Origin of the sequence: Plantibacter lichenum, assembly GCF_050587525.1 — a bacterium.
GTDB lineage: Bacteria > Actinomycetota > Actinomycetes > Actinomycetales > Microbacteriaceae > Plantibacter.
This window is the reverse complement of record NZ_JBOBFT010000001.1, coordinates 123,590-144,916: the sequence shown is the minus strand read 5'-3', so window position 1 is coordinate 144,916 and position 21,327 is coordinate 123,590. Positions and strand designations below refer to the sequence as shown.

The 21,327-nt window shown below is 66.3% G+C and carries 20 protein-coding genes; 8 read left to right on the top strand and 12 right to left on the bottom strand.

The features are described 5' to 3' along the window. Nucleotides 1–250: 250 nt before the first annotated feature. The 3 genes from ACQ3HB_RS00690 to ACQ3HB_RS00680 all read right to left on the bottom strand — a co-directional run bounded on the left by ACQ3HB_RS00690 (nt 251) and on the right by ACQ3HB_RS00680 (nt 4,016). Nucleotides 251–1,882 carry a type 2 periplasmic-binding domain-containing protein gene (locus ACQ3HB_RS00690; protein ID WP_430916815.1) on the bottom strand — a complete coding sequence of 544 codons (1,632 nt, stop codon included), beginning with the start codon at nt 1,880–1,882 and terminating at the stop codon, nt 251–253. Between the two features lie 131 nt (nt 1,883–2,013). Next, the gene (locus tag ACQ3HB_RS00685) at nt 2,014–3,024 is read right to left on the bottom strand and encodes a carbohydrate ABC transporter permease (RefSeq protein WP_430916814.1); all 1,011 of its coding nucleotides are present in this window, start codon (nt 3,022–3,024) and stop codon (nt 2,014–2,016) included. Nucleotides 3,025–3,029: 5 nt separating this feature from the next. Beyond that, a complete protein-coding gene (locus tag ACQ3HB_RS00680; protein WP_430916812.1) occupies nt 3,030–4,016 on the bottom strand; it encodes an ABC transporter permease in 987 nt (328 codons plus the stop codon). Nucleotides 4,017–4,305: 289 nt separating this feature from the next. Between ACQ3HB_RS00680 and ACQ3HB_RS00675 the strand changes: the two genes are divergently transcribed. Both ACQ3HB_RS00675 and ACQ3HB_RS00670 read left to right on the top strand, forming a co-directional pair. Continuing rightward, nucleotides 4,306–6,156, top strand: a complete 1,851-nt coding sequence (locus tag ACQ3HB_RS00675; protein WP_430916810.1) for a pectate lyase family protein — start codon at nt 4,306–4,308, stop codon at nt 6,154–6,156. 60 nt (nt 6,157–6,216) lie between these two features. Next, nucleotides 6,217–7,518 (top strand): alpha-L-fucosidase, encoded by a 1,302-nt coding sequence (locus ACQ3HB_RS00670; RefSeq protein ID WP_430916809.1) that lies wholly within the window; start codon nt 6,217–6,219, stop codon nt 7,516–7,518. A 278-nt stretch (nt 7,519–7,796) separates the two neighbouring features. Here the strand turns inward: ACQ3HB_RS00670 and ACQ3HB_RS00665 are convergent, their stop codons facing one another. From ACQ3HB_RS00665 to ACQ3HB_RS00655, 3 genes are all read right to left on the bottom strand, one after another. Next, nucleotides 7,797–8,681, bottom strand: a complete 885-nt coding sequence (locus ACQ3HB_RS00665) for a hypothetical protein (protein ID WP_430916808.1) — start codon at nt 8,679–8,681, stop codon at nt 7,797–7,799. Between the two features lie 194 nt (nt 8,682–8,875). Then, nucleotides 8,876–9,970, bottom strand: coding sequence for a GntR family transcriptional regulator (locus ACQ3HB_RS00660; RefSeq protein WP_430916806.1), 1,095 nt, complete (start codon nt 9,968–9,970; stop codon nt 8,876–8,878). A 44-nt stretch (nt 9,971–10,014) separates the two neighbouring features. After that, the gene (locus ACQ3HB_RS00655; RefSeq protein ID WP_430916805.1) at nt 10,015–13,173 is read right to left on the bottom strand and encodes an alpha-mannosidase; all 3,159 of its coding nucleotides are present in this window, start codon (nt 13,171–13,173) and stop codon (nt 10,015–10,017) included. 166 nt (nt 13,174–13,339) lie between these two features. Here ACQ3HB_RS00655 and ACQ3HB_RS00650 point away from each other — a divergent pair, with 166 nt between their 5' ends. Both ACQ3HB_RS00650 and ACQ3HB_RS00645 read left to right on the top strand, forming a co-directional pair. Then, on the top strand, nt 13,340–13,786 hold the full coding sequence (locus ACQ3HB_RS00650) for a MarR family winged helix-turn-helix transcriptional regulator (protein WP_430916803.1): 447 nt from the start codon (nt 13,340–13,342) through the stop codon (nt 13,784–13,786). 103 nt (nt 13,787–13,889) lie between these two features. Then, nucleotides 13,890–15,428, top strand: a complete 1,539-nt coding sequence (locus ACQ3HB_RS00645; protein WP_430916801.1) for an MATE family efflux transporter — start codon at nt 13,890–13,892, stop codon at nt 15,426–15,428. A 163-nt stretch (nt 15,429–15,591) separates the two neighbouring features. On the opposite strand, the gene ACQ3HB_RS00640 is transcribed toward ACQ3HB_RS00645, so the two are convergent. Beyond that, complete coding sequence (locus ACQ3HB_RS00640; RefSeq protein ID WP_430916799.1) at nt 15,592–16,245, bottom strand: TetR/AcrR family transcriptional regulator; 654 nt, start codon at nt 16,243–16,245, stop codon at nt 15,592–15,594. A gap of 90 nt (nt 16,246–16,335) precedes the next feature. On the opposite strand from ACQ3HB_RS00640, the gene ACQ3HB_RS00635 reads away from it, so the two are divergent. Next, a complete protein-coding gene (locus ACQ3HB_RS00635) occupies nt 16,336–17,088 on the top strand; it encodes an SDR family NAD(P)-dependent oxidoreductase (protein ID WP_430916797.1) in 753 nt (250 codons plus the stop codon). Then, the gene (locus ACQ3HB_RS00630) at nt 17,027–17,266 is read left to right on the top strand and encodes a hypothetical protein (RefSeq protein WP_430917769.1); all 240 of its coding nucleotides are present in this window, start codon (nt 17,027–17,029) and stop codon (nt 17,264–17,266) included. The genes ACQ3HB_RS00635 and ACQ3HB_RS00630 overlap by 62 nt, the downstream gene beginning before the upstream one ends. A gap of 28 nt (nt 17,267–17,294) precedes the next feature. Here ACQ3HB_RS00630 and ACQ3HB_RS00625 read toward each other — a convergent pair whose 3' ends face one another. The 3 genes from ACQ3HB_RS00625 to ACQ3HB_RS00615 are packed head-to-tail and all read right to left on the bottom strand — an operon-like array spanning nt 17,295 to nt 18,888. Next, the gene (locus tag ACQ3HB_RS00625; RefSeq protein ID WP_430916795.1) at nt 17,295–17,768 is read right to left on the bottom strand and encodes a HEPN domain-containing protein; all 474 of its coding nucleotides are present in this window, start codon (nt 17,766–17,768) and stop codon (nt 17,295–17,297) included. Next, complete coding sequence (locus tag ACQ3HB_RS00620; RefSeq protein WP_430916794.1) at nt 17,765–18,367, bottom strand: helix-turn-helix domain-containing protein; 603 nt, start codon at nt 18,365–18,367, stop codon at nt 17,765–17,767. The genes ACQ3HB_RS00625 and ACQ3HB_RS00620 overlap by 4 nt, the downstream gene beginning before the upstream one ends. Before the next feature lie 56 nt (nt 18,368–18,423). Further along, nucleotides 18,424–18,888: a hypothetical protein gene (locus ACQ3HB_RS00615; protein WP_430916792.1), complete on the bottom strand. Its 465-nt coding sequence runs from the start codon at nt 18,886–18,888 to the stop codon at nt 18,424–18,426. A 107-nt stretch (nt 18,889–18,995) separates the two neighbouring features. Between ACQ3HB_RS00615 and ACQ3HB_RS00610 the strand changes: the two genes are divergently transcribed. Next, entirely contained in the window at nt 18,996–19,469 is a 474-nt protein-coding gene (locus ACQ3HB_RS00610) for a GNAT family N-acetyltransferase (RefSeq protein WP_430916791.1), read from the top strand. 8 nt (nt 19,470–19,477) lie between these two features. On the opposite strand, the gene ACQ3HB_RS00605 is transcribed toward ACQ3HB_RS00610, so the two are convergent. Further along, nucleotides 19,478–20,302, bottom strand: a complete 825-nt coding sequence (locus ACQ3HB_RS00605; protein ID WP_430916789.1) for a dienelactone hydrolase family protein — start codon at nt 20,300–20,302, stop codon at nt 19,478–19,480. Nucleotides 20,303–20,559: 257 nt separating this feature from the next. On the opposite strand from ACQ3HB_RS00605, the gene ACQ3HB_RS00600 reads away from it, so the two are divergent. Then, nucleotides 20,560–20,892, top strand: coding sequence for a hypothetical protein (locus ACQ3HB_RS00600; RefSeq protein WP_430916788.1), 333 nt, complete (start codon nt 20,560–20,562; stop codon nt 20,890–20,892). 237 nt (nt 20,893–21,129) lie between these two features. On the opposite strand, the gene ACQ3HB_RS00595 is transcribed toward ACQ3HB_RS00600, so the two are convergent. Then, nucleotides 21,130–21,294, bottom strand: coding sequence for a hypothetical protein (locus ACQ3HB_RS00595; RefSeq protein ID WP_430916787.1), 165 nt, complete (start codon nt 21,292–21,294; stop codon nt 21,130–21,132). Nucleotides 21,295–21,327 lie beyond the last annotated feature (33 nt).

The following is a 21,327-nucleotide window of genomic DNA, read 5'->3' as shown; positions in this document are numbered from 1 at the left end:
CGACTCCACCCTTCGACAGGCTCAGGGACCGGACTCGTTGCCCCGCTCGGGGACGGCTTCCCTCACCCGGTCGCTGAGCTTGTCGAAGTGCCCCGCAGTCCCGCTGTTCTGGTTCCGAGCGCCCGGTCGTCGCTCGGGAGTGAGCGAGTCAGAGGTGCACACCACCCCCCCCAACGACGAGAACCGCGGGAAGAGGACGGTGCTCCATGAGCCGTCCCGTTCCCGCGGTTCCGTGCGGTGGGTCGTCGTGCTACTTGCCGGCGTCGTACATCGTCTGCCAGATCTCGAGGTAGCGCGCCATGCCGAGGTCGTCGAGGTCCTTCACGTAGGACTTCCACGCGGCATCGTCGTTGACGTTGCGTTGTCCGGTCACGAACTCGGCGTTCGCCTGCGTGATGTAGCTGGCGATGTTCGTCTGCAGCGTCGCGAGCTCACTGGACGTATCGTTGTCCGGCCAGAGGCTGTTGAACGGGAAGACCTCGTCCTTCGGCGCCGTGCCGTCGTACTCCTTGGTCGCCTGGAAGAGGCGGCGTTCGTAGCCGTTCGAGTCGTAGATGTCCGTCGAGACGGCCTCGGAGTTCCGGAACGACTGCGGGCTGTAGTACTGCGCGAGTGCGTCCCACGCGACCTCGCCGCTGCGGTTGCTGCCGGAGACGCGCGAGAACTGCGGTTCGAGCGACTCGTCGAGCGCGACGTCGCCGGCCTTCGGCGGGTTCCAACCGACGCCCTCTGCGCCGAACTGACCGGCCAGCTGGCCATCGAGCGTGTAGAGGTAGTCGATCATCTTGATGGCGGCGATGCGCTCCTCCTCCGTCGACTTGTTCGTGAGGACGAACGTCGCGTTGGAATCGATGGACGACTGGAACGTCGCGGTCTTGACGCCCTTCGGTCCGGTTAGCGGCGGGACGGCGTCGTACTGCTTGTCGCGGCCGTCGTCCTGACCGAGGCTCGTGAGGATGGCCGGGTGCGTCATCGTCGCGGCGCCGACGATGACGGCGTCCGCGTTGTCGCCGAGCGCCTTGAGCGCATCGGAGTTCTGCGTGAACGCACCGTTGTCGATGAGTCCCTCCGCGTACAGCGACTGGATGTACTCGAGGCCTGCACGCCAGTCTTCGGTCGTGGCCTGCATGGAGACCGTGCCGTCCTTGAGCACGATCGGCGCGGGCTTGTTGTCGCCGCCGATCGGAGCGTAGGTGAACGCACTCATGAGGTAGGGGATGATCGAGTTCACGGTCGAGCCGCTCAGCGGGATCTCGTCGGCGATGCCGTTGCCGTTCGGGTCCTGCGTCTTGAACGCGCGGAGCACGGTCCGCAATTCCTCCGTCGTGGTCGGCTGGGACAGGCCGAGCTTCTTCAGCCAGGCCGAGTTCATCCACAACTTGTTCGGGTACGAGCAGTGGTAGCAGTCGTTCCAGCTGGAGACGCCGTAGATGTGACCGTCTGGAGCCGTCATCGCCTTGAGGCGCTCCGGGTCGGATTCCAGCGCCTTCGACATGTTCGGCGCGTATTTCTCGATCAGGTCGTCGAGGGGGACGATCACGCCCTGCTTGGAGTACTTCAGGATCTCCGACTGCGAGAAGGTGTCGACCCAGGAGATGAGCATGTACGCGTCGGGGTAGTCGCCGCTCGCGAGGGAGATCTGACGCTTCTCCTTCGCCGCACCGTTGTCGTACGTGGTGGTCTGGAAGTCGAAGTCGAGACCGAACTTGTCTTCGACGATCTTCGTGAACGCGTTGTTCGACAGCTTGCCGTCGGCGCCCTGCGGGGCGAACACGGTGAACTTGCCGTTGTCGGATGCCGCTGGCGAACAGCCGGACATCGCCACCGCCGTGACCGCGAGCGCGGCGACCGCGATGGCGAGCTTGGTGAACTTCGGACGCATGGGAGGTGCTCCTCTTCGTTGAGTCGATTGCTATGGAGTGGTGCGGGTGGTGGATCTGTTGGATCGGGTGGGTCGGGTGGAACGACGAACGGGGAGGGACGGCTCCGGCGAATCGCCCGGCGTCGCCCTGATCAGCCCTTGACGGCGCCGATCATGATGCCCTTCGTGAAGAACTTCGCCACGAACGGGTAGACGATCATCATCGGCACGGTGGAGACGACGATGAGCGAGTACTTGAGGAGGTCGGCCAACTGCTGGCGTTCCATCTGGTTCGCGATGTCGCCGCCGGCCGAGTTGTTCAGGATGAGGATGTTCCGCAGCACCAGTTGCAGCGGATACAGCTCGGAACTCCTGAGGTAGAGGAGCGCGTCGAAGTACGAATTCCACTGCGTGATTGCGTACATCAGCGCGATCACGGCGATGAGCGGCTTCGACAGCGGGAGGACGATGCGCCACAGGACCTTGAGGTCTCCGGCGCCGTCGAGCTCGGCGGCTTCGAAGAGCTCCTCCGGGATGGAGCTGCGGAAGAAGACCATGGCGATGATGACCTGCCATACGCCGACCGCCTGCGGGAGGATCATCGCCCACCTGGTGTCGAGCATGCCGAGGGACTGGACGACGAGGTAGGCGGGGATGAGCCCGCCGGCGAACAGCATCGTGAAGATGATGCCGGCCGTGACTGGTCCGCGTCCCCAGAGGTTCTTGCGGGACAGCGGATAGGCGATCGCGACGGTGAGGACCACGCTCACGAAGGTTCCGGCGACCGTGTAGAAGACGGAGTTGGCGAAGCCGGTGAGCACCTGCGGGTCGCTCAGGGCGACCTCGTAGCCGCGGAGCGAGAAGTCGACCGGCCAGAAGAGGACTCGGCCGGAGGAGACGGCGGCCGGGCTGCTGAGGGAGGAAGCGACGATGTTCAGGATCGGCAGCAGGACCGCGAGCAGGAACGTCGTCAGGAGGATGTAGACCGCAACCATGAACACGCGGTCGGTGGAGTTGTCCTTGATGCGGACGGAGCGTTCTGCCCGGGCGATGTCGCGCCTCGACCGTCCGGTGCCGCGAGGCCCGCGCGCGGTGCCGACGACGATGGCCGCAGTCGTCGTCTCGTCGGGGACGTTGGTGGAGTTGGTCGTGAGATTGGTCATGTCGCTCACCAGAGCCCGTTCCCCGTGACGCGTTTCGCCACGGCGTTCACGATCAGCAGGAGGAACAGGTTGATCACCGAGTTGAACAACCCGATGGCGGTCGCGAGGCTGAAGTCGGCGTTCAGGAGGCCGGTCTTGTAGACGTAGGTCGCGATGATCTCCGATTGGGAGAGGTTCAGCGGATTCTGTAACAGGAACGCCTTCTCGAATCCGATCGCCATGATGTTGCCGACGCCGAGGATCATGATGATCGTCGCGGTCGGGAGGAGCGCCGGGATGTCGACGTGGATGATCTTCTGGATGCGGGAGGCGCCGTCGACGCGGGCGGCTTCGTAGAGTGATTGGTCGACGCCTGCCAGCGCGGCCATGTAGATGACGGCCGAGTACCCGGTGGTCTGCCAGATGTCGGTCACGACGTAGATGTTGCGGAAGAACTCCGCGTCGCCGAGGAAGTCGACGGACGCGATGCCGAACATGTTGAGACCCTTGTTGAGGAGGCCGATGCGCGGGGAGAGGATGAGGATCGTCATGGAGATGATGACGACGGTGGAGATGAAGTAGGGCGCGTAGGTGATCATCTGCACGGAGCGCTTGAAGAAGCGGTGCCTGACCTCGTTGAGCGCGAGGGCGAGGATGATCGGGATCGGGAAGCTCGCGATGAGGACGTAGGCCGCGAGGATGAAGGTGTTCCGCAGGAGCCGCCAGAAGGCCGGGTTCGAGATGAACGCTTCGAAGTGCTTCCAGCCGACCCACGGGCTGCCCCAGATGCCCTGGACGGGGTTGTAGTCCTTGAACGCGATGACCGCGTTCGTCATCGGCACGTACTTGAAGATGATGAAGTAGGCGATGGGCACGATCATGAGCAGGTACAGCTGCCAGTGACGCCTGAGGCTTCGCGCGGCTCTGGCTCGTCCGCTCAGTCGGGGGCGTTTGGTCGGAAGATGCTCCGGGCCGACCCTGAGCGGGGGCGCTTGCTCAACGTTGAGCGCCATCTGTGACTCCCTCTCCATCTATGACTGTTTGTCAGCACATCATTACACAGCTCTGGGATTTCGCCCACCCATTGATCCGATGTCTACTTGCCCCACTGCAAGAAAATGCCGCGTTTCTGGGGCTTTGGAGGGCACAATGGCCGAGCTAGTGGTTTTCGCTCGGCTGCGCGAATCTGCTGGAGCAGGTAACGTCAGATGTATGGCGCGTGCTGGCGACCGGTAGTGAATAGCACGAACACCCGCACATTGACCTGTCACCATCCAGATCTGAAAGCGAGCCGAGTCGACGATGACGACCACCGCACAGCCCACCGTCGTCTCCGTCCTCGACTTCGGCGCCGATCCGACCGGAGAGCACGACTCGGCGCCCGCCGTCCGGGCGGCTCTCCTGGAAGCGCGGCGGCAGGTGTCGAGCGTCGTCGACTTCCCAACCGGGACCTATCGTTTCCGTCCGGAGGGCGCGGAGGTCCGCGAGCTGTACGTCTCGAACACGGTCGGGGTCGACCAGGACCACCGGTTCAAGTCGGTCGGTGTGCTCATCGACGGGCTCACCGATGTCCGACTGCGGGGCAACGGCTCTGCGCTCGTGTTCTCCGGGCGTCAGACGACGATCGGGGTGCTCGACAGCGCACGCGTTGTGATCGACGGCTTCAGCATCGACTTCGACGTGCCGACCGTCATCGATCTGACGGTCGTCGAGAGCGGGATCGAGAACGGGCGCGTGTTCCGTGTGCTGTCGGTCCCGGCGTCGAACCCGTTCACCCTCGGCGACACGCTTCCGGGCGCCGCCGGTCGTATCCAGTGGCGATCCGCGCCGAGTCTCGACGGAACGCCCTACTGGACCGGCTGGGACGCACTCGCCTACACGCAGATCCATGATCCGGTGGCGGGTCGGTCGTACCGTGCGGACAATCCGGTCTTCACCGATGTCACGTCCGTGGCCGAGCTCGGCGACGGACGGATCCGCTTCGGCTACGGCCCGGAGGCGGCCGAGCCGACCGACCAGGGGCTCGTCTACCAGATGCGCGAGACCACTCGTGATCACCCCGGCATCGTCGTCATCGACGCGGAGGACGTGACGTTCCGCGACCTCGACGTCCGCTACCTCCACGGCTTCGGCCTGGTCGCCCAGTTGAGCTCGGACCTCACGGTCGACCGCGTCCGGTTCGAGGCGCCGCGGAGCGAGGGCCGGTACACGGCCGGCTTCGCCGACTTCCTGCAGTTCTCGGGCGTCGGCGGTCGGGTGCTCGTGAGCGATTGCCTGTTCGACAATCCTCACGACGACCCGATCAACATCCACGGCACGTTCCTCGTCGTCGACGAGCTGATCGATGAGACGACGGTGCGAGTGTCGTTCCGTCACGACGAGACCGGCGGGTTTCCCCAGTTCCGGACGGGAGACCACGTCGCGGCCCTCTCCGGCGAGTCCCAGGAGTCGTTGGCGACCGACCTCGTCGTGGCGATCGCCGACGGCCCGGATGGCCGGGGCGGTGTCGGCTCGACCGGCAGCCTGCTCGAGACGGTGCTGCGGTTCGCGCGGCCGTTGCCCGATGCCGTCCTGTCGCACGCGAGGGCCGGCGGGCGCATCGTGTTGGAGAACACGACGCTGACCCCTGACGTCGAGATCCGTGGGAGCGTCTTCCGCAACTCGCCCGTCCGGTGCGTCCTGGCCACGAGTCGACGAACGATTCGCATCACCGACAACGTGTTCGAGCGTGCCGCGATGCCGTCCGTCTTCCTGAGTTCGGATGCGGGCGAATGGTTCGAGACGGGCCCCAGCCCGCTGGTCATCATCGAGGGCAACGAGTTCATCGAGTCGGGCGGCCCCGCCATCGTGCTCGAGGTCACCAATGCCATCGGTCTGCCGACGACCGCGGTCTACGGTCGGCTGGAGGTGCGGGACAATCGCTTCACGCTCGCCCACGGCCGAGTGCTGGAGGCCGAGAACGTCGAATCGCTGAGCTTCACGAATAATGTGCTGATGGCGTCGCCGACAGGATCCCGCGCCGTGCCGACGGGGCAGATCGAGGCGAACCTCGCGCTCAACGACGTTCGCGAGCTGCGCCTCGACGGCAACGAGCTGCGCGGGGTGTCGGCGATCGCGATCACCGACCCCGCAGTGCTGACCGCAGCCCCGTAGCGCTGACCGCAACAGACACGCCGTAGACGCCAGAGACGCCGTGCGGCCCGATCGAAAGAGATGTGCAACATGACAGCAACCGACCTCGACCGCACGACATGGTTCCGCGACGCGCGTTTCGGCATGTTCATCCACTACGGCCTCTACTCGGTGGCGGGCAGGCACGAGTGGGTGCAGAACTACGAATCGATCGGCGCCGACGAGTATCGGACGTATTTCGACCACTTCGAGGCCGATCGGTTCAACGCCCAGGAGTGGGCTCGGGCGGCCAAGGCGGCCGGCATGCAGTACGTCGTCCTGACGAGCAAGCATCATGAGGGCTTCTGCCTGTGGGATTCGGAGCACACCGAGTTCTCCGCCCCGCACTCGCCGGCAGGGCGGGATCTGGTCGACGAACTCGTCACGGCATGCCGTGCGGAGGGACTGCGGGTGGGGCTGTACTACTCGCTGCTCGACTGGCATCACCCGGACTTCCCGCTCGACGGATTCCACCCGGATTGGAAGGACCGTGCGACCATCGCGCCACGACCGGGCGATCAGTACGTCGAGTACCTCCACCGGCAGGTCGAAGAACTCATCACGACCTTTGCGCCGGACGTGCTCTGGTTCGACTTCTCCTACCCGGGCGACCGTGTCGTCGAGCAGGGCAAGGGAGCCGACTTCTGGGACTCTCAGCGTCTGTTCGCTCGGATCCGCGAGCTCGCCCCTGACGTGCTCATCAACGATCGCCTCGATCTCGCGGGCTCCGGAGATTTCATCACGCCGGAGGAAGTGCAGCCGACGGGCGACATCGTGAACGGTGAGAAGCAGCTCTGGGAGGCCTGCCGAACGCTCAACGGATCGTGGGGGTACGCGCCCACCTACCAGAACTGGCTCGATGCGGGTCAGGTCCTCCGGTTGCTCATCGACAGCGTGTCCAAGGGCGGGAACCTGCTCCTCAACGTGGGGCCGACGGGCAGAGGGGACATCGAGAAGCGGGCCAATGACCTCCTGCACGAGGTGGGTGCGTGGATGGAGCTGCACGAGTCCTCGATTCGAGGGGCCGGCGTCAGTTCGATCGTGGCGCCGGAGGGATGCCGAGTGACGGAGCGGGACGGACGCGTCTTCGTGCACATCTTCGATTGGCCGACGGGGCACCTCGTGTTCACGGGGCTTCCTTCGCCGCTGGAATTCGCGCGCTTCGTCCATGACGGGGTGGAGGTCCGATACGACGTCGTGCCGGCTGTCCACGACGCGGCGCCGCACGAGGTCGCCGCCGGGCCGGCGGGTTCGACGGTGCTGAAACTGCCGAGGAGTCGCCCCGATGTGCTCATCCCGGTCATCGAACTGGACTTCGGCCGGGTTCCGCCGCCGACCCGGTAGGCGTCGCGTTCAAGCAGGCCCTTCAGCGTCCCGGTCCGCCACATCCAAGCGTCTGCTCCGCGTGACGGCAATCCAGTAGCGAATCACGTTCATCGCGATGATGACAGCGAACACAATCGCACTCGAGACGGACCGGAACTGGGTCGAAGCCCAGAAGGAGCCGATGACCACGGCGGCGCAGCACGAGACGACGATCCAATACGTGTAGGCGAACGGACCACGACGGAGAGCCAGAGTGAACTCGGTCTGCCAGGAGGACATCGGGTGCTCTGATCGACTCACGGACAGTGCTCGATCACGGGATGCATGAAGGCGCCGTTGATTCTCCACCACCGAATTCCTGCGCACTTTCCGTAGCTGCGGGCTTCGTTCGCCTTCGCCCAGACAAGACCGATCATTGCCGCGCAGATCGGCACGAACGCTCCAGTGAAACTGCAGAGGATTCCGGCGTTGAGCGCGTTGTCGGCAACGTCAGAATTCTCGCTCTTGTTCAGGAGCACGGTGCACCAGAGAGCGTCGCAACCGAAGGATGGGTCGGCGACGACCGGATATGCAGCGCCGGCGTGATTCACGTGTTGTACGAGCACATTTCCCTCGACGCTGTAGCTCGTCGGGACTGAATGACCGTTCGCGTCGACGGCCCAGGGCGGAAGCACGATGTTCGCCATTGTTCCGTCTGGGCCGAGCACGTGTACTGAATCGTCTTCGGCGAGTTCCAAGGATGCATCGGTATCGCCGATCCGAATCGCGTACCGAAACTCCGATGGAGCAGTGGCGTCGAACATGATCGAGTAGCCAGCAGTGCGTCCAAGGGCGGCATCGCTGAAGGCGTATGAGAACGATGTGCTTTGTTCATAGAGCAGCAGGCCGGAGGGGTCCAACGCGGGGGAGCCGGCTTGCGCTGGTGCGACCCGGAGCGGTTCCCCGCCGTCGCCGGTGGGGACAACCAGTCCCTCCACCGAGTCGACGTAGCTGTTCGACTCCTCTGTCGAGTCGTGCGTGCCGTCGCCGCGGAGCAGACTGAGCGCGTCCAATGCCGCTGCTTCAGGTGACGCCACCTCACCCGTTCCCTGTGCCAGGGCGGCTGATCCACCGCCGAGTGCCAACGATGACGTCAGCGCAACAGCGATGCCGATTCCAGTCCCTTGCTTCCTCCAGGACATGAGATGTTCCCTTCGTTGTGGCGCACACCGTTGCGCGCTCATCTCCTCAATCTACGAAGGACTCATCACGAAGAATATTAAGCTTTAGTAACGACTCGTTGCCAGGCGTCCGCTCCCCGTTGCGGAACCAGCCATGTTCGTCGGCGACGACCGAATCGCCGAGTGCGAGGGACTTGGCCCTCGGGCGAGGTGCTCTACGCGCCCGCGGCCGCCACTGCGGCGGAGTGCAGGTGGATCTCGACGGGGAGGACGATGTGCTCCGTCTCGCCGTCGGGATCGGCCTGTGCGATGCGATCGAGGAGGATCTCGGCCGCACGACGGCCCATCTCGTAGGAGGGGAGCGATGCGGAAGCGACCGTGAGCGGCAATGTGTCGTACGGGCCCGCCTCGTCCATCCCGGCCAGCTCGATGTCCTCCGGGACGCGCAAGCCGGACTCGGCCAGCTCGTTCATCGCCGTCGCGAGGACGAAGCCGTTGGCGCAGAGGAGCGCGGTCGGCTTGGCCTTCAACATCTGCTTGAGGACCGATGAACCAGCACGCGCATCGGCCGGGTAGGAGGACCGGAGCGCGGTCAGTTCGCCGATGACCGGCAGGCCGTGCTCGCGGAGCGCCTGCAGATGCCCGGAGAGGCGGTCACGAACGGAGGTCGCCGTGATCTCGCCCCAGAGGGTGCCGATGCGCGTGTGACCGCGGGCGATGAGGGCCTGGGTGAGTTGGTAGCCGATCGCGAAGTCGTCGAGGAGGACCGCGTCGAGCGAGATCTCCGGCCAGTAGCGGTCGGCGAAGACGATGGGGACGGCGCTCCGCCGCAGCTGCGAGACGGCCTCATGATCCGCCGAACCCTCGACGGGGTAGATGATGACGCCGTCAACGCCGCCCATGCTCGCTCGCACGAGCGCCTGCGACTGCCGGTCCTCGAGACCGTGCGAGTCGGACAGGAGCAGGTGGTAGCCGCGGTCCGTGCACATCGACTCGACGCCACGGACGAAGTTCGACACGTGTCCGCTCGTGAGGCTCGGGACGACGCACTGGATCGTGTGCCCGGCCGGCGTGCGCGAGAGCGTCTTGGCCTCGGCGACGAAGGTGCCCTTGCCGCGACGGCGCGTGACCAGTCCCTCGACCTCGAGCTCGTTGAGCGCACGAGCGGCCGTCAGCATGCTCACCGAGTACGCATCGCAGATCTGCTGCTGGGTGACGAACGGCTGGCCGGGCGTGTAGTCGCCGCGGATGATCTGGAGGCGCAGGTCGGCTTTGATCTGCTCGTATTTGGGAGGCGCGCTGGGAGGCATTGGAGGTTCCCTCGGTTACGATCGGCTTCGTCGGGTAATTAACATCATAAAGTACCCCATTCGGCGCTCACGAACGGGAATCGCAGTGTGAGCAGTTGGAACGGGCGGAGGGCGATGCGGGTCGCCGCGGCCTGTCCATCGCGATCGTCCACCTGCTCGACGAGCCCCGCCGCAGCATCGACGGGCCGCTCCAGGACGTCGACGACCGAGGGCCGCCCCAGCCGCTCATCCGTCCGCAGCACGGCCGCACCGTTCTCGCCGAGCGCTTCGTAGAGCCGCACGACGACATCGCCGGACCCGTCCTCCGCGAGCTTGACCGACTCGACGACGATCCCCGGTTCCGAGACCGTGACGAGCGGCGCCACGGCAGTCGACCCCGTCACCGCGCGCAGCGGCACGTTGAGGGCGTACCCGTCGGCGACGGCATCGGCGATCGTGGCATCGGGTCGGATCGTGAAGGCGAACGAGTGCCGGCCTTGATCGGACTCCGGATCCGGGTAGAGGGGCGCGCGCAGGAGCGATGCACGGACCACGGTGCTCGACGTCGACGACGGGAGGGTGTGCCGGTGGATGTCGTACCCGTAGGTGGCGTCGTTGGCGAGCGCGACGCCGAAACCCGGTTCCCCCACGTGCACCCAGCGGTGGGCAGGCGTCTCGAACTGCGCGAACTGCCACGAGGTGTTCTGGTGCGTCGGCCGGAAGACGTGGCCGAACTGCACTTCCGATGCTGCGCGATCGGCTTTGACGGCGAACGGGAACGTCAGCTTCAGGAGCTTCTGTCGTTCATGCCAGTCGATCTCCGCGGTCACGTCGACGACCGGTGATCCGCGACGCAGCCCGATCGTCTGCACGGCGGTCGATGCGCCGAAGGAGCGGGTGATCACGATTCGTTGCCCGTCAGTCGTCTGATCCACCTCGATCGCGTCGACCATCGTGAGGTCCTCGCTGCTGGCGAGGTAGTGGCGGTCGATGTCCCACGCATCCCACTCGTTCGGGGTGTCGACGTGGAGTTGGAGGAGGTTGCCGGCCGCGCCGCCCGCGATGGACTCGCGTCCGAGGCGGGCGGTGCGGGTCTCTGCCCCGCGTCCGGCGTTCGTCGTCCGCAGTGAGCGGATGAGCCCCTGCTCGTCGACGGCGACCCGGACGAGCCCGTTGTCGAGGATCGTGAGCGGGCCCTCGATGAGGACCGAGACCTCCGGCACGGCGGCGCCGACCGCGGTCGGGCCGGCGGCGGCATCCCGGGTCGGACCAACGGTCGCCGCCGTCTGCCCGCCGAGCGCGAGCGGCCCAGCGTTCGCCAGCATCGGCACATCGCCGTCGCCCACCAGGGTGCGCAGCGAGCGGTCGATGATCGCGGTCAGCCGTTCGGCGATGGACGCGTAACTGCGTTCGGCGTCGCGGTGCACCCAGGCGATCGAACTGCCGGGGAGGATGTCGTGGAACTGCAGCAGCAGGACCGTCTTCCACAGCTCGGCGAGCTCCTCGGCGGGGTACGCGACGCCGGTCCGGACGGTTGCGGTCGTCGCCCACAGTTCGGCTTCGCGCAGGAGGTGCTCGCTCCCGCGGTTGCCGCGTTTCGTCGGAGCCTGGCTCGTGTAGGTGCCCCGGTGCGACTCCAGGTACATCTCGCCGACCCAGATCGGCGGGTTCGGGTACTCCGCCTCCGCGCGGCGGAAGAACTCGGCCGGGGAGGCGATCTCCACGGTCGGCGAGCCCTCGAGTGATCGCAGCCGGTTCGCCGTCTGCACCATCTCCCGCGTCGGGCCGCCGCCGCCGTCACCGTAGCCGAACGGGACGAGTGACATCGTGGCCCGCCCCTTCTCTCGGAAGTTCGCCTCAGCATGCGCGAGTTCGGCTGCGGTGAGCTCCGCCACGTAGGTGTCGACGGGTGGCAGGTGCGTGAAGATCTGCGAGCCGTCGATGCCTTCCCACGTGAAGGTGTGGTGCGGGAGGTCGTTCGTGCGGCTCCAGGACATCTTCTGGGTGAGCATCCATCTGGCGCCGGCGGACATCGCAATCTGCGGGAGCGATCCCGAGTAGCCGAAGGAGTCCGGCAGCCACACCTCCTCGCACGGCCGTCCGAACTCCTCCGTGAAGAACCGCTGGCCGAAGAGGAACTGCCGCACGAGTGCTTCGCCGCCCGGCAGGTTCGTGTCGGATTCGACCCACATGCCGCCGACGGGGATGAACTGGCCCGTCGCGACCTTCTCGCGGATGCGCGCGTAGACGTGCGGGTGGAACTGCTTCATCCACTCGAACTGCTGGGCCGAGGACGCGGCGAAGCGGAACTCGGGGGAGCGGTCCATGAGGTCCAAGACGTTCGAGAATGTGCGCGCGCACTTCCGGATCGTCTCGCGGATGGGCCACAGCCATGCGGAATCGATGTGGGCGTGGCCGATGGCGACGATCGTGTGCGCACTCTCGTTGGCGCGCTTGGCGAGGACGGGTGCGAGGCGCTCGCGACCGGCGCTCGCCGTGTGGTGGAGGTCGAGCGGGTCGACGGCGTTGAGCATGTCCTCGAGCGCCCGGAGGATGGTCGCGCGCCGACTGGAGGTCTTCGGCAGCTCGCCGAGGAGCCCGCTGAGTACGCGGATGTCCGCCTGCAGCTCCCAGACCTCGCGATCGAGCAGCCCGATGAACGCTGAGCGGAACCGGTAGAGCGGAGCGTCGCCCGCCGTCTCCTTGTCGCCCATCGCGGTCGGCTGGAAGAGGAACTCCTCCACGTCGAAGTCCGGATTGGAGGCGGCTTCGAGGTACAGGTCCAGGCGGCCGTCTGTCAGGTGATCGATGCCGTAGTGGTGGTTGAGCGGGTTGATCGCCTTCACGGGCACGCCGTCCACCGTGTGGAGGAGGCCCTCGGCCTGGTAGCCGGCGCGGTGCCAATTGAAGCCGAGGTCGATCACGAGTTCGGTGCTCGTGTGCTCGTCCGCGGTGGCTTCCGGAGTACGCCAGGCTGCCGGGACCTGGCCCGTGAGGTGGAACCACGTGGTGCCCCACGGCTTGCCCCATTCGGAGTCGAGCGTGAACGGGACGAACTCGGTAGCAGCGTCGGCGGCGACCGCTTCGCTGAAGGGGACAGGCTCGCCGGGCACCTCCCATGCGGTGATCCGGAGAGGGATCTGCTCGCGGTAGAGCGCGGCTCCGAGTCGGTCTCTGACGAATCTGGTCAGGCGACCCTCGACGTCGGAATCGTCGTTATGCATCGGCGCACACCTTGCTCTTCAGGAGGGAGAAAACCCGGTCAATCAAATAACATGTTAACTATACAAGTGGGACGGGTCGAAGCAAGTCGGCCATGCATGCCCATCCATGAACAACTTTTCAGTTCGAGCGTTGACAGTTAGAACTCAAACAGTTAGAGTTCTGATTATGAACGAACGGGAGATCACCTTCACGAGCAGTCTCGAACTGGTCCGCTGGATCGGTTGGGCGCAGCGGAAGGCCGGCGAGGACTGGATTCGCGAACGCGACCTCAGCCACGAGCAGGCCTTCGTGCTCGGCTACCTCGTGCAGAATCCCGGTGCGATCCAGCGCGACATCGCGCAGATCAGCCGCACGAGCGCCGCGAGCGTGTCGAGCCTCCTGCAGGGACTCGAACGACGAGGCCTCATCGAGCGTCGGACGGAGGGCGGCAACGAGCGCAGCAAGCGCGTTTACGCCACACCTGCAGGCGCCGAACTCATCGCGGGCTTCGAAGACGCGATGGCCGCAGCCGACGAGACGATCCTCGCCCCGTTGGACCAGGACGAGCGGGACACCCTGCTCGCCCTTCTCACGAAAGTCACCGCGGTCCTGCCACAACCGACTCGCGGATGACCGCTCCCGCGCCCGGCATCTGACGCCGCGCGCATCCTGAACCTCCCCTCGCCGTGCCGGCGTTCGTCGGCGCGCGCTCGAACCTGCCCGGAAAGGAGCAGTCATGAGCACCTCGAACCCTGAAACCTCTGAAACGTCCACAGCTTCGTCAGTCTCCCCCGCCGAGGCGGGGGCGCCATCCGCTGGCCTCGCCGATACGTCCGCTGGCCTCGCCGACGTACCCGCGAAGGCAGATGCCGTCGGCACCAACCGGTGGTACCTCTCCTCAGCACCGATCTTCCGGGCTCTCATCCACCTCTGTGTGCCGATGGCGTCCGCGATGATCGTCGGCGCCCTCTACAACGTCATCAACGCGGGCTTCATCGGCTCGCAGCACGACAGCGCCCTGCTCGCCGCGATCACCTTCGGCACGCCGTTGCTCGGTCTCGTGATGGCGATCGGCGGCGTCTTCGGCGTCGGTGGTGGCGCGCTCATCTCGCGCCTCCTGGGTGCGGCGGAACACGATCCGGCGAAGGCCGGCGAGATCAAGCACGTCTCGTCGTTCGCCGTCTGGGGCGCGGTGATCACGGGTGCCGTCCTCGGCGTCATCGGCCTGATCTTCCTGGGGCCGCTCGTCACCGTGCTCGGTGCGGATGCCGCCGCAGTGCCCGCGACGAGCGCGTACGTCGGTGTCATGCTGGCCTTCGTCCCCGTCCTCGCCGCCGCGTTCTGTCTCGAACAGATCGTGCGCGCCGAGGGGGCGGCACGACAGGTGATGATCGGCCTGATCGCGTCCACGATCCTGAACGTCGTGCTCGACATCCTGTTCATCCTGGTCCTCCACTGGGGCGTCGCCGGCGCGGCACTCGCGATGGGGCTCGCGAACCTCGGCGTCGTCGTGTACTTCATGGTGTGGCTGCAGCGGAACAGCGAGCACATCAACCTCGCGCCCCGCTGGTTCACGCTTTCTCCGACGGTCCTGAAGCCCGTCTTCGGTGTGGGCGTCGGCGAACTGTTCCAGTCCGCGTTCCTCATCGTCACCTCGCTCGTGCTCAACAACCTCGCCGTCGCCTATGGGGACAGCGCCCTCGCGGCGATGGGCGTCGCGGTCCGGATCGCTCAGGTGCCCGAGTTCCTCGTGATGGGCGTCACTCTGGGTGTGCTCCCGCTGCTCGCCTACTCGTACGGCAAGGGCGACCGTGGCCGTCTGATGTCCTCGCTGCGCGCATCGGCGTTGACCGTCGGCGTCATCGTGCTCGTCTCCTCGACGCTCGTGTTCGTCTTCCGCGAGCAGGTCTTCTCGGCCTTCTCCTCTGATCCCTCGGTGCTCGGCATCGGCATCACGATCCTCACGGCGCAGCTCGTGGCGATGATCGTCAACGGCTTCACGGGACTCATCACCTCGTTCTTCCAGGCGGCCGGGCGGTCGGTTCCGGCGATCGTGATGTCGATGTCGCAGGGCGTCCTGTTCATCCCGATCGTGTTCCTCGGCAACCTGTGGTTCGGGCTGGCTGGCATCATCTGGTCGCTCACGGTGAGCGAGGCGATCGTGTTCGTCGTCGGGATCGTGCTGTGGCTCGCGTCTCGCAAGGCCATCGATCGCGGCCTCGCCGAGGGGAGCCCGGAGCGCGCCGAGCAGGTGCTCGAGGAGGCTGCCGCCTAGGACTGTTCCTCTGTGGAGTCGAAACGCCGTCCGGCTCGTGCCGGGCGGCGCTTCGGCTGAGAGGTGCGGTGCCGTTCGACGGAGGGGGCGTTCGCATCCAGCTTCGAGAGCGGATCGCGTCGCTCATCCGGGAGCGTCGTCGGCTCGAACGTGCGGAGTCCGGTCAGCCGAGCTGAGGCGCGAGGGTGCGCAGATGTGCGATCGCCGTGTCCAGCGCGGCTTCGAGCGCGACGGTGTCGCGCCGCGTCTGGCTGAGCAGCAGGCCACCCTGGACGGCGGCGAGGAGCGCGAGGGCGAGCGTGCCCGGGTCCGCTTGCGGTCCGAGGGTGCCGTTGTCGCGCATCGCGCACAGTCCGTCGCGCAACAGTTCCTCCCATCTGGCGAACGACTCCTGCAGAACTTTCCGCGCCGCGGCATCGGATTCGGCGAGGTTGCTCGCGAGCGACCCGATCGGGCAGCCGCCGACGCACTCCTGGCCGCGGACCAGCCCGACGACCAGCTCGCGCCAAGCCTGGAGGCCTTCGAAGTCGTCGAGGCTCGTCAGTGCCGGTCGGTGGACGGCGAGCACTCCTTCGGTCTGGTGATCGATGACCGCGTGGATCAGCTCGTTCTTATCCGCGAAGTAATGGTAGAGCTGCGATGCGTTCACGGTGGCTTCGCGCTGGATGTCGTCGACGGTCGTGTGCTCGACGCCGTTCTCCAGCACCAGCCGTGACGCGGCCTCGACGATCCGGGCCCTGGTCGATCGGCCTTTGGCCGTCAGGGGGCGTCCGCCGACGGCGAGCTCGACGTGCTCGACTGCGGTCTCGTTGGTCATGTTCCCAGCCTACGTCGTTTTGGAGTTGCTGTTCCATTTTCATCGATCAATCATTGGAGTGTTCACTCCAATCGAAAGGACGAGCTCATCATGGCTCAGTACGATTTCACCTCCCAGACCGCCCTGATCACCGGCAGCACGAGCGGCATTGGTCGACAGGCGGCGCTCAAGCTCGCGGCGGGCGGCGTCCACGTCATCGTCAGTGGTCGCGATGCCGGGCGCGGGCAAGACGTCGTGGCGACGATCCGCGATTCCGGAGGGGCCGCGGACTTCGTCGCCGCCGATCTGAGCGACCTCGACAGCGTGCGCTCCCTCGCCGCCGAGGCAAGTCGCCTCGGCAACGGTCACGTCGACATCCTCGTCAACAACGCGGGAGTGTTCCCGTTCGGTCCGACGGCCTCCGTCGACGCGTCCACCTTCGACGCCGTGATGGCCGTCAACGTACGCGCTCCGTACTTCCTGGTCGGCGCTCTTGCGCCTGCGATGGCGGAACGCGGTCACGGCGCGATCGTGAACCTCTCCACCATGGTCGCGACCTTCGGCATGGCCGAGATGTCGCTCTACGGATCGAGCAAGGCGGCGTTGCAGCTGTTGACGAAGTCCTGGTCGGCCGAGTTCGGTCCCCGCGGTGTGCGCGTCAACACGGTGAGCCCCGGACCGACCCGGACCGAGGGCACCGAGGCGATGGGCGACGGCCTCGACCAGCAGGCGGCGGGCGCTCCTGCCGGACGCGTCGGCCTCGCAGCCGAGGTTGCGGACGCGATCGTGTTCCTCTCCTCTGATGCGGCGAGCCACATCCACGGCGTGGTTCTTCCCGTCGACGGCGGGCGTCTCGCCGTCTGAGGCGTCTCGTCGGCCGAGCGGTCGGTCGCGGTGGTGGCGGTTGGTCGCCGGCATCGGTCGGGTCGTTGATGAGCTGGACCTTCCGCAGCCGTTGCCGCCGGTCTCGCTCATCGGTGTCGACTATCTGTTCGAGCCGGATGTGCTCGTCGAGCTGGAGGCGTTCGCCGTGCTCGAATGAGGCGGCGTGCGTTTCAGCGGAGGAGAAGTCACCGACCGTACGGCGGCAGCTGTTCGATGAGTCGTTCCGACAGCTCGAGGATCGCAGTGGCGGCGAGAACGGCCTCATCCAGGTCTTCCGCCTCAATCGTCGGGGTGTCTGCGCTGGGATCCTCGGTGTCGTTGCGGGTTCGACGCATCCAATCGAAAGGCTTGATCGTGCGGCCCATCGGCGGATGGAACTGGGCAAGCGCGCTCTGGTACACCGCGACGTGGCCGCCGGCGGACGTTGGTCGCAGCCCCTGAGCGGCGAGGAGCGCTGTGAGGGCTTTGCGAGCAGCGTCGTAGGCTGCGCTGAAAGCGAGCTCGAGGTCGCTCTCCCGGAGGGCGGACGCCGATGACACGTGTCGGCGCGCTTGCGTCAGAATGTGTCGGGCGTGTTCGGGATTCGCCGTGGCGCGTTCGAGGCGTCGGTTGGTCAGAAGGTCGTCGACCTCGGCCCTGCCTTGCTCCCAACGGATCATGCAGCCCCCGCTGAGCGCAGTGCTCCGAGGTCGAGCGGGACGAGCGGTCGGCTCTTCAGCGTTCGGATGAAGGCGTCGGCTTCGGAATCCCAGCCTGCGCGGCTCACGGATCGGATGTTCACGTCTCGGCTCAAGCGCTCGGATGCTTCGGCCGCAGCATCGTAGATCGCGGATCGGTCAGGGCGTCCGATGACCAGCACGTCGATGTCGGCCGGATCTGGTCCCGGCTCTCCTGACAACCGAGCGGCCCAGGACCCGTACACATATGCTTCATCAACGCCCGCGATCGGCGCAAGGAGAGGCGGGAGGACGGCGCGAGGTCCGTACGCATACTCGATGATCTGTCGCACAGGCGTGTAGAGCGGGTGCTCCGTGTTCGCGCTGATGTAGCGATTCCGGCCCGATCGACGCTCCGTCGCGAAGCCTGACTCGATCAACCGCTCGACCTCTCGATGGACGGTCGGCATCGTCGTGCCGACTGCGGCGGCGAGTTCGGTGAGTGTCCGGTTCCGCTCGGGGGTGAGGAGGAGCTGCGCCAGGAGGTGCCCTTGCGTGTCCGAGCGAAGGAGAGGGCTGATCATCGGAACTGACGCTTTCATATTGAGTATCATATTGAACCTTTTGTGAAAGTTTCAGCTCTGCGTGGGAATGGCGCTTAGCGCTGAGGGCTCGACCTCTCGACCGTGGCTGCGTCCGCGTGAGAGGCCGCCGCTCGGGAGGCTGTCATCGCCGATGCCTCAGCATCGGCATACCGTGTGCCGTTCCGGCGATAGACGGCGGTGATGCAGAGACCGAGCCCGATCGCGGTGAGCGCGCTGCCGCCGAAGCGCAGAATCAAGGGCTCGGCGATCACCAAGACCGTGACGCCGGCCGCTATCAGTACGATGCTCACCGTAAGCAGGGCGCGGAATCGTTCGGCGGTGATGCGCCCGCCGGTCCACGGTTTCTGACGAGCGAAGAGGAGACCGAAGAGCATCACGGGGAGCCCGATGGTGTTGCCGATGAAGTTCGCGGGGACCACGCCGATGAGCGACGGCAACCAGAACAGGCCCGCGAGCCCCACGATGAATCCGAGGATCGCGATCCCCAGCCCTGTCACGCGTCTCCGTGCTCGACTCATCTCCCGAGCCTAACCGCGCGCTCGCTCCCCATGTCGATTCGGCGGAAGCTGTGGAGAACCACGTACAGGGGTCCTGAGTCTCATGACAAGACTGCGATGCTGTGACGGTGGACATCCTGACCGATCGACTCATCCTGCATCCGATCACCCCCGTTGAGGCGCAGCGGATCATCGCGCAGACGCCGGCAGCGCACGATCGTTGGCACCCCGAGTACCCGCTTGGAGATGAACTGGGACCGCTCCGCGGACTTGCCGTCCTCACGGACCCTCATCCCTTCTTCACGCTCTACGCAATCCAGACGTTCCCTGAAGGTCTCTCGATCGGCGGCATCGGATTCTTCGGGCCGCCCGATGAGGAAGGGAGGGCCGAGCTCGGCTACGGGCTCGTCGAGTCGGTACGCGGGAGCGGGCTCGCAGCCGAAGCGCTTCGCGCATTGACAGACGCAGCATTCAGAACTGGCGCGCACATCATCGAAGCCGACACGGCTGTCGAGAACATCGCATCGCAGCGTGTCCTGCTGAACGTCGGATTTCGTGAGGTTCGGCGGACGGACGACTCGGTGTTTTTCGAGCTCCGCTGAAGCGAGCGTTACGTCGCTGGAACGAGCCGCTCGCGCAAGAAGGCGACCGTGCGGGCCCGCGCCTCGAACGCGGGTTGGCCGGCGATTTCGCGGACCTCGTCGGTCAGGACGGAGTGCGCGCCCTTCGAGAAGCCGCCCGCGTTGCCGGGGGAGGAGTCCAGCTCGATGACCTCGAATGCATCGCCCAGCCGGTCGGCGATCGTCCGGAAACGCTCGCGGGGCGCGGCCGCGTCCTCGCTGAACCGGAGACCGAGTGCGCACACCGAGCCAGCGTCCGCGCGCTCGGCCACCCGGTCGAACTCGGCTGTGGACATCGACGGGTCGAGACGTCGCGCGCGACTGATCGGGAACGGTGCCGCCGGCTGACTGAGGACGGCGGCCAGGACCGAGTCGTCCATCGCCGCAGCGAGCGCGAACCCGCCCGTGAAGCACATCCCGATCACACCGACGCCGTGCCCGGGCGTTCGCGAGGCGAGATCGACGGCGAGCGCCCGCAGGTAGTCGGCGAACGGGCGGCGTGCATCGGTCGCGAACGCCTTGAACTCCGCCGTGACGCAGATCTTCGCGACCGTTCCCAGCGTGTAGCCGACGGTCGACGGCTTGCCTGGCACTCCGAACGGCGACGGCATCGACACCGTGAAGCCCTCGTCGACGAGATGCTCCGCGAGCCCGAGCACCTCCGGCGTGATGCCCGGGATCTCGGGGATCAGGACGACGCCGGGCCCGGAACCCTTCTCGAATCGGTCGTGCGTGATGCCGCCGCCGGTGAAGGTGGATCGCGCCCACCCGTCGAGTGTGCCGGTGGGAGCGGAGGTCGGAGCGGTGCCTGCCATCGGGAGTCCTGTCGGGTCGGGGCGATCGCCTGGGCGGACGATGCTGACGCGAGCGTACTCCCGCGGCGGGTGCTTCGAAGAGCGACTCGGCGGGACGGTTCGCGCGTCGCAGGCGGTCCCCGGCGTGCGAGCGGTGGCGTGGTGGCATCGTTCCGCAGCTGGCGCGGAAGGCCTTCCGGACGAGATCGCCGATGCGCAAGCCCAGCGGTCGCGCAGCTCGGCCGGGTTATGGTCGCACTGTGATTCAGGAGCCTGCGATGGATGGTTCAGCGGACGGTACCGCAGAGGAGCCGGTGAACGGTGCTTCTCCCGCGCCGAACGCTTCGACCGCTCCGCAGCCAGGCTCGGTGTCGGGCGATGTCGTCCAGCCTGCTCGTATCGAACGGCCGGTGCCCGTCATGCGGGAGTGGCTCATCGTGATCGCTCCGCTGATCGCACTCGCCGTCGGGTTGTTGAAGATGCTGGTCGCCACGGACAGCGGCCAGTTCTGGGCGGGCGTCGTGACGGCCGCGATCGGTCTCGTGCTCGTGGTGGTCGGCGTGCTCGTCGCGTGTCGTCGGATCCGGTCGTTGCGAGGCGGCCGGGACTGAGCCCCGGCCGTCGCTCGTCGACCGACCAAGGGCCCTCGCTCGTCGACCGACCAAGGTCCCTTGCTCGCCGCGGCCTCACCCGTGCGCCCTCACCCGTGCCGACTTCACGTGCAAGCGGTGAGCGCGGGGTCACGCCGCGAATGAGGGTGCGGTCCGGGCCGCGCCCGCGGTACGGATCCGCGCTCGCGCGAGCGCATCGCACTGCCCAGTACGAGGTTGCTCAACAGGAGTACGACGTCAGCCGACGCGACCCTCGGCCGTTTCGCGGCTGTGCTTGCGTAGGGCCGAGAGCACGGCGCCGCGGATGATCAGGTAGAGGACGATCAAGCTCACGACGACGATCAACAACCACATCGAGACGATGATGACGAGGGACAACATGGGCAGGTTTTCAGGGAGCACCTCCGAAGCGTATCGATCGCCGAGCGGCGTTCG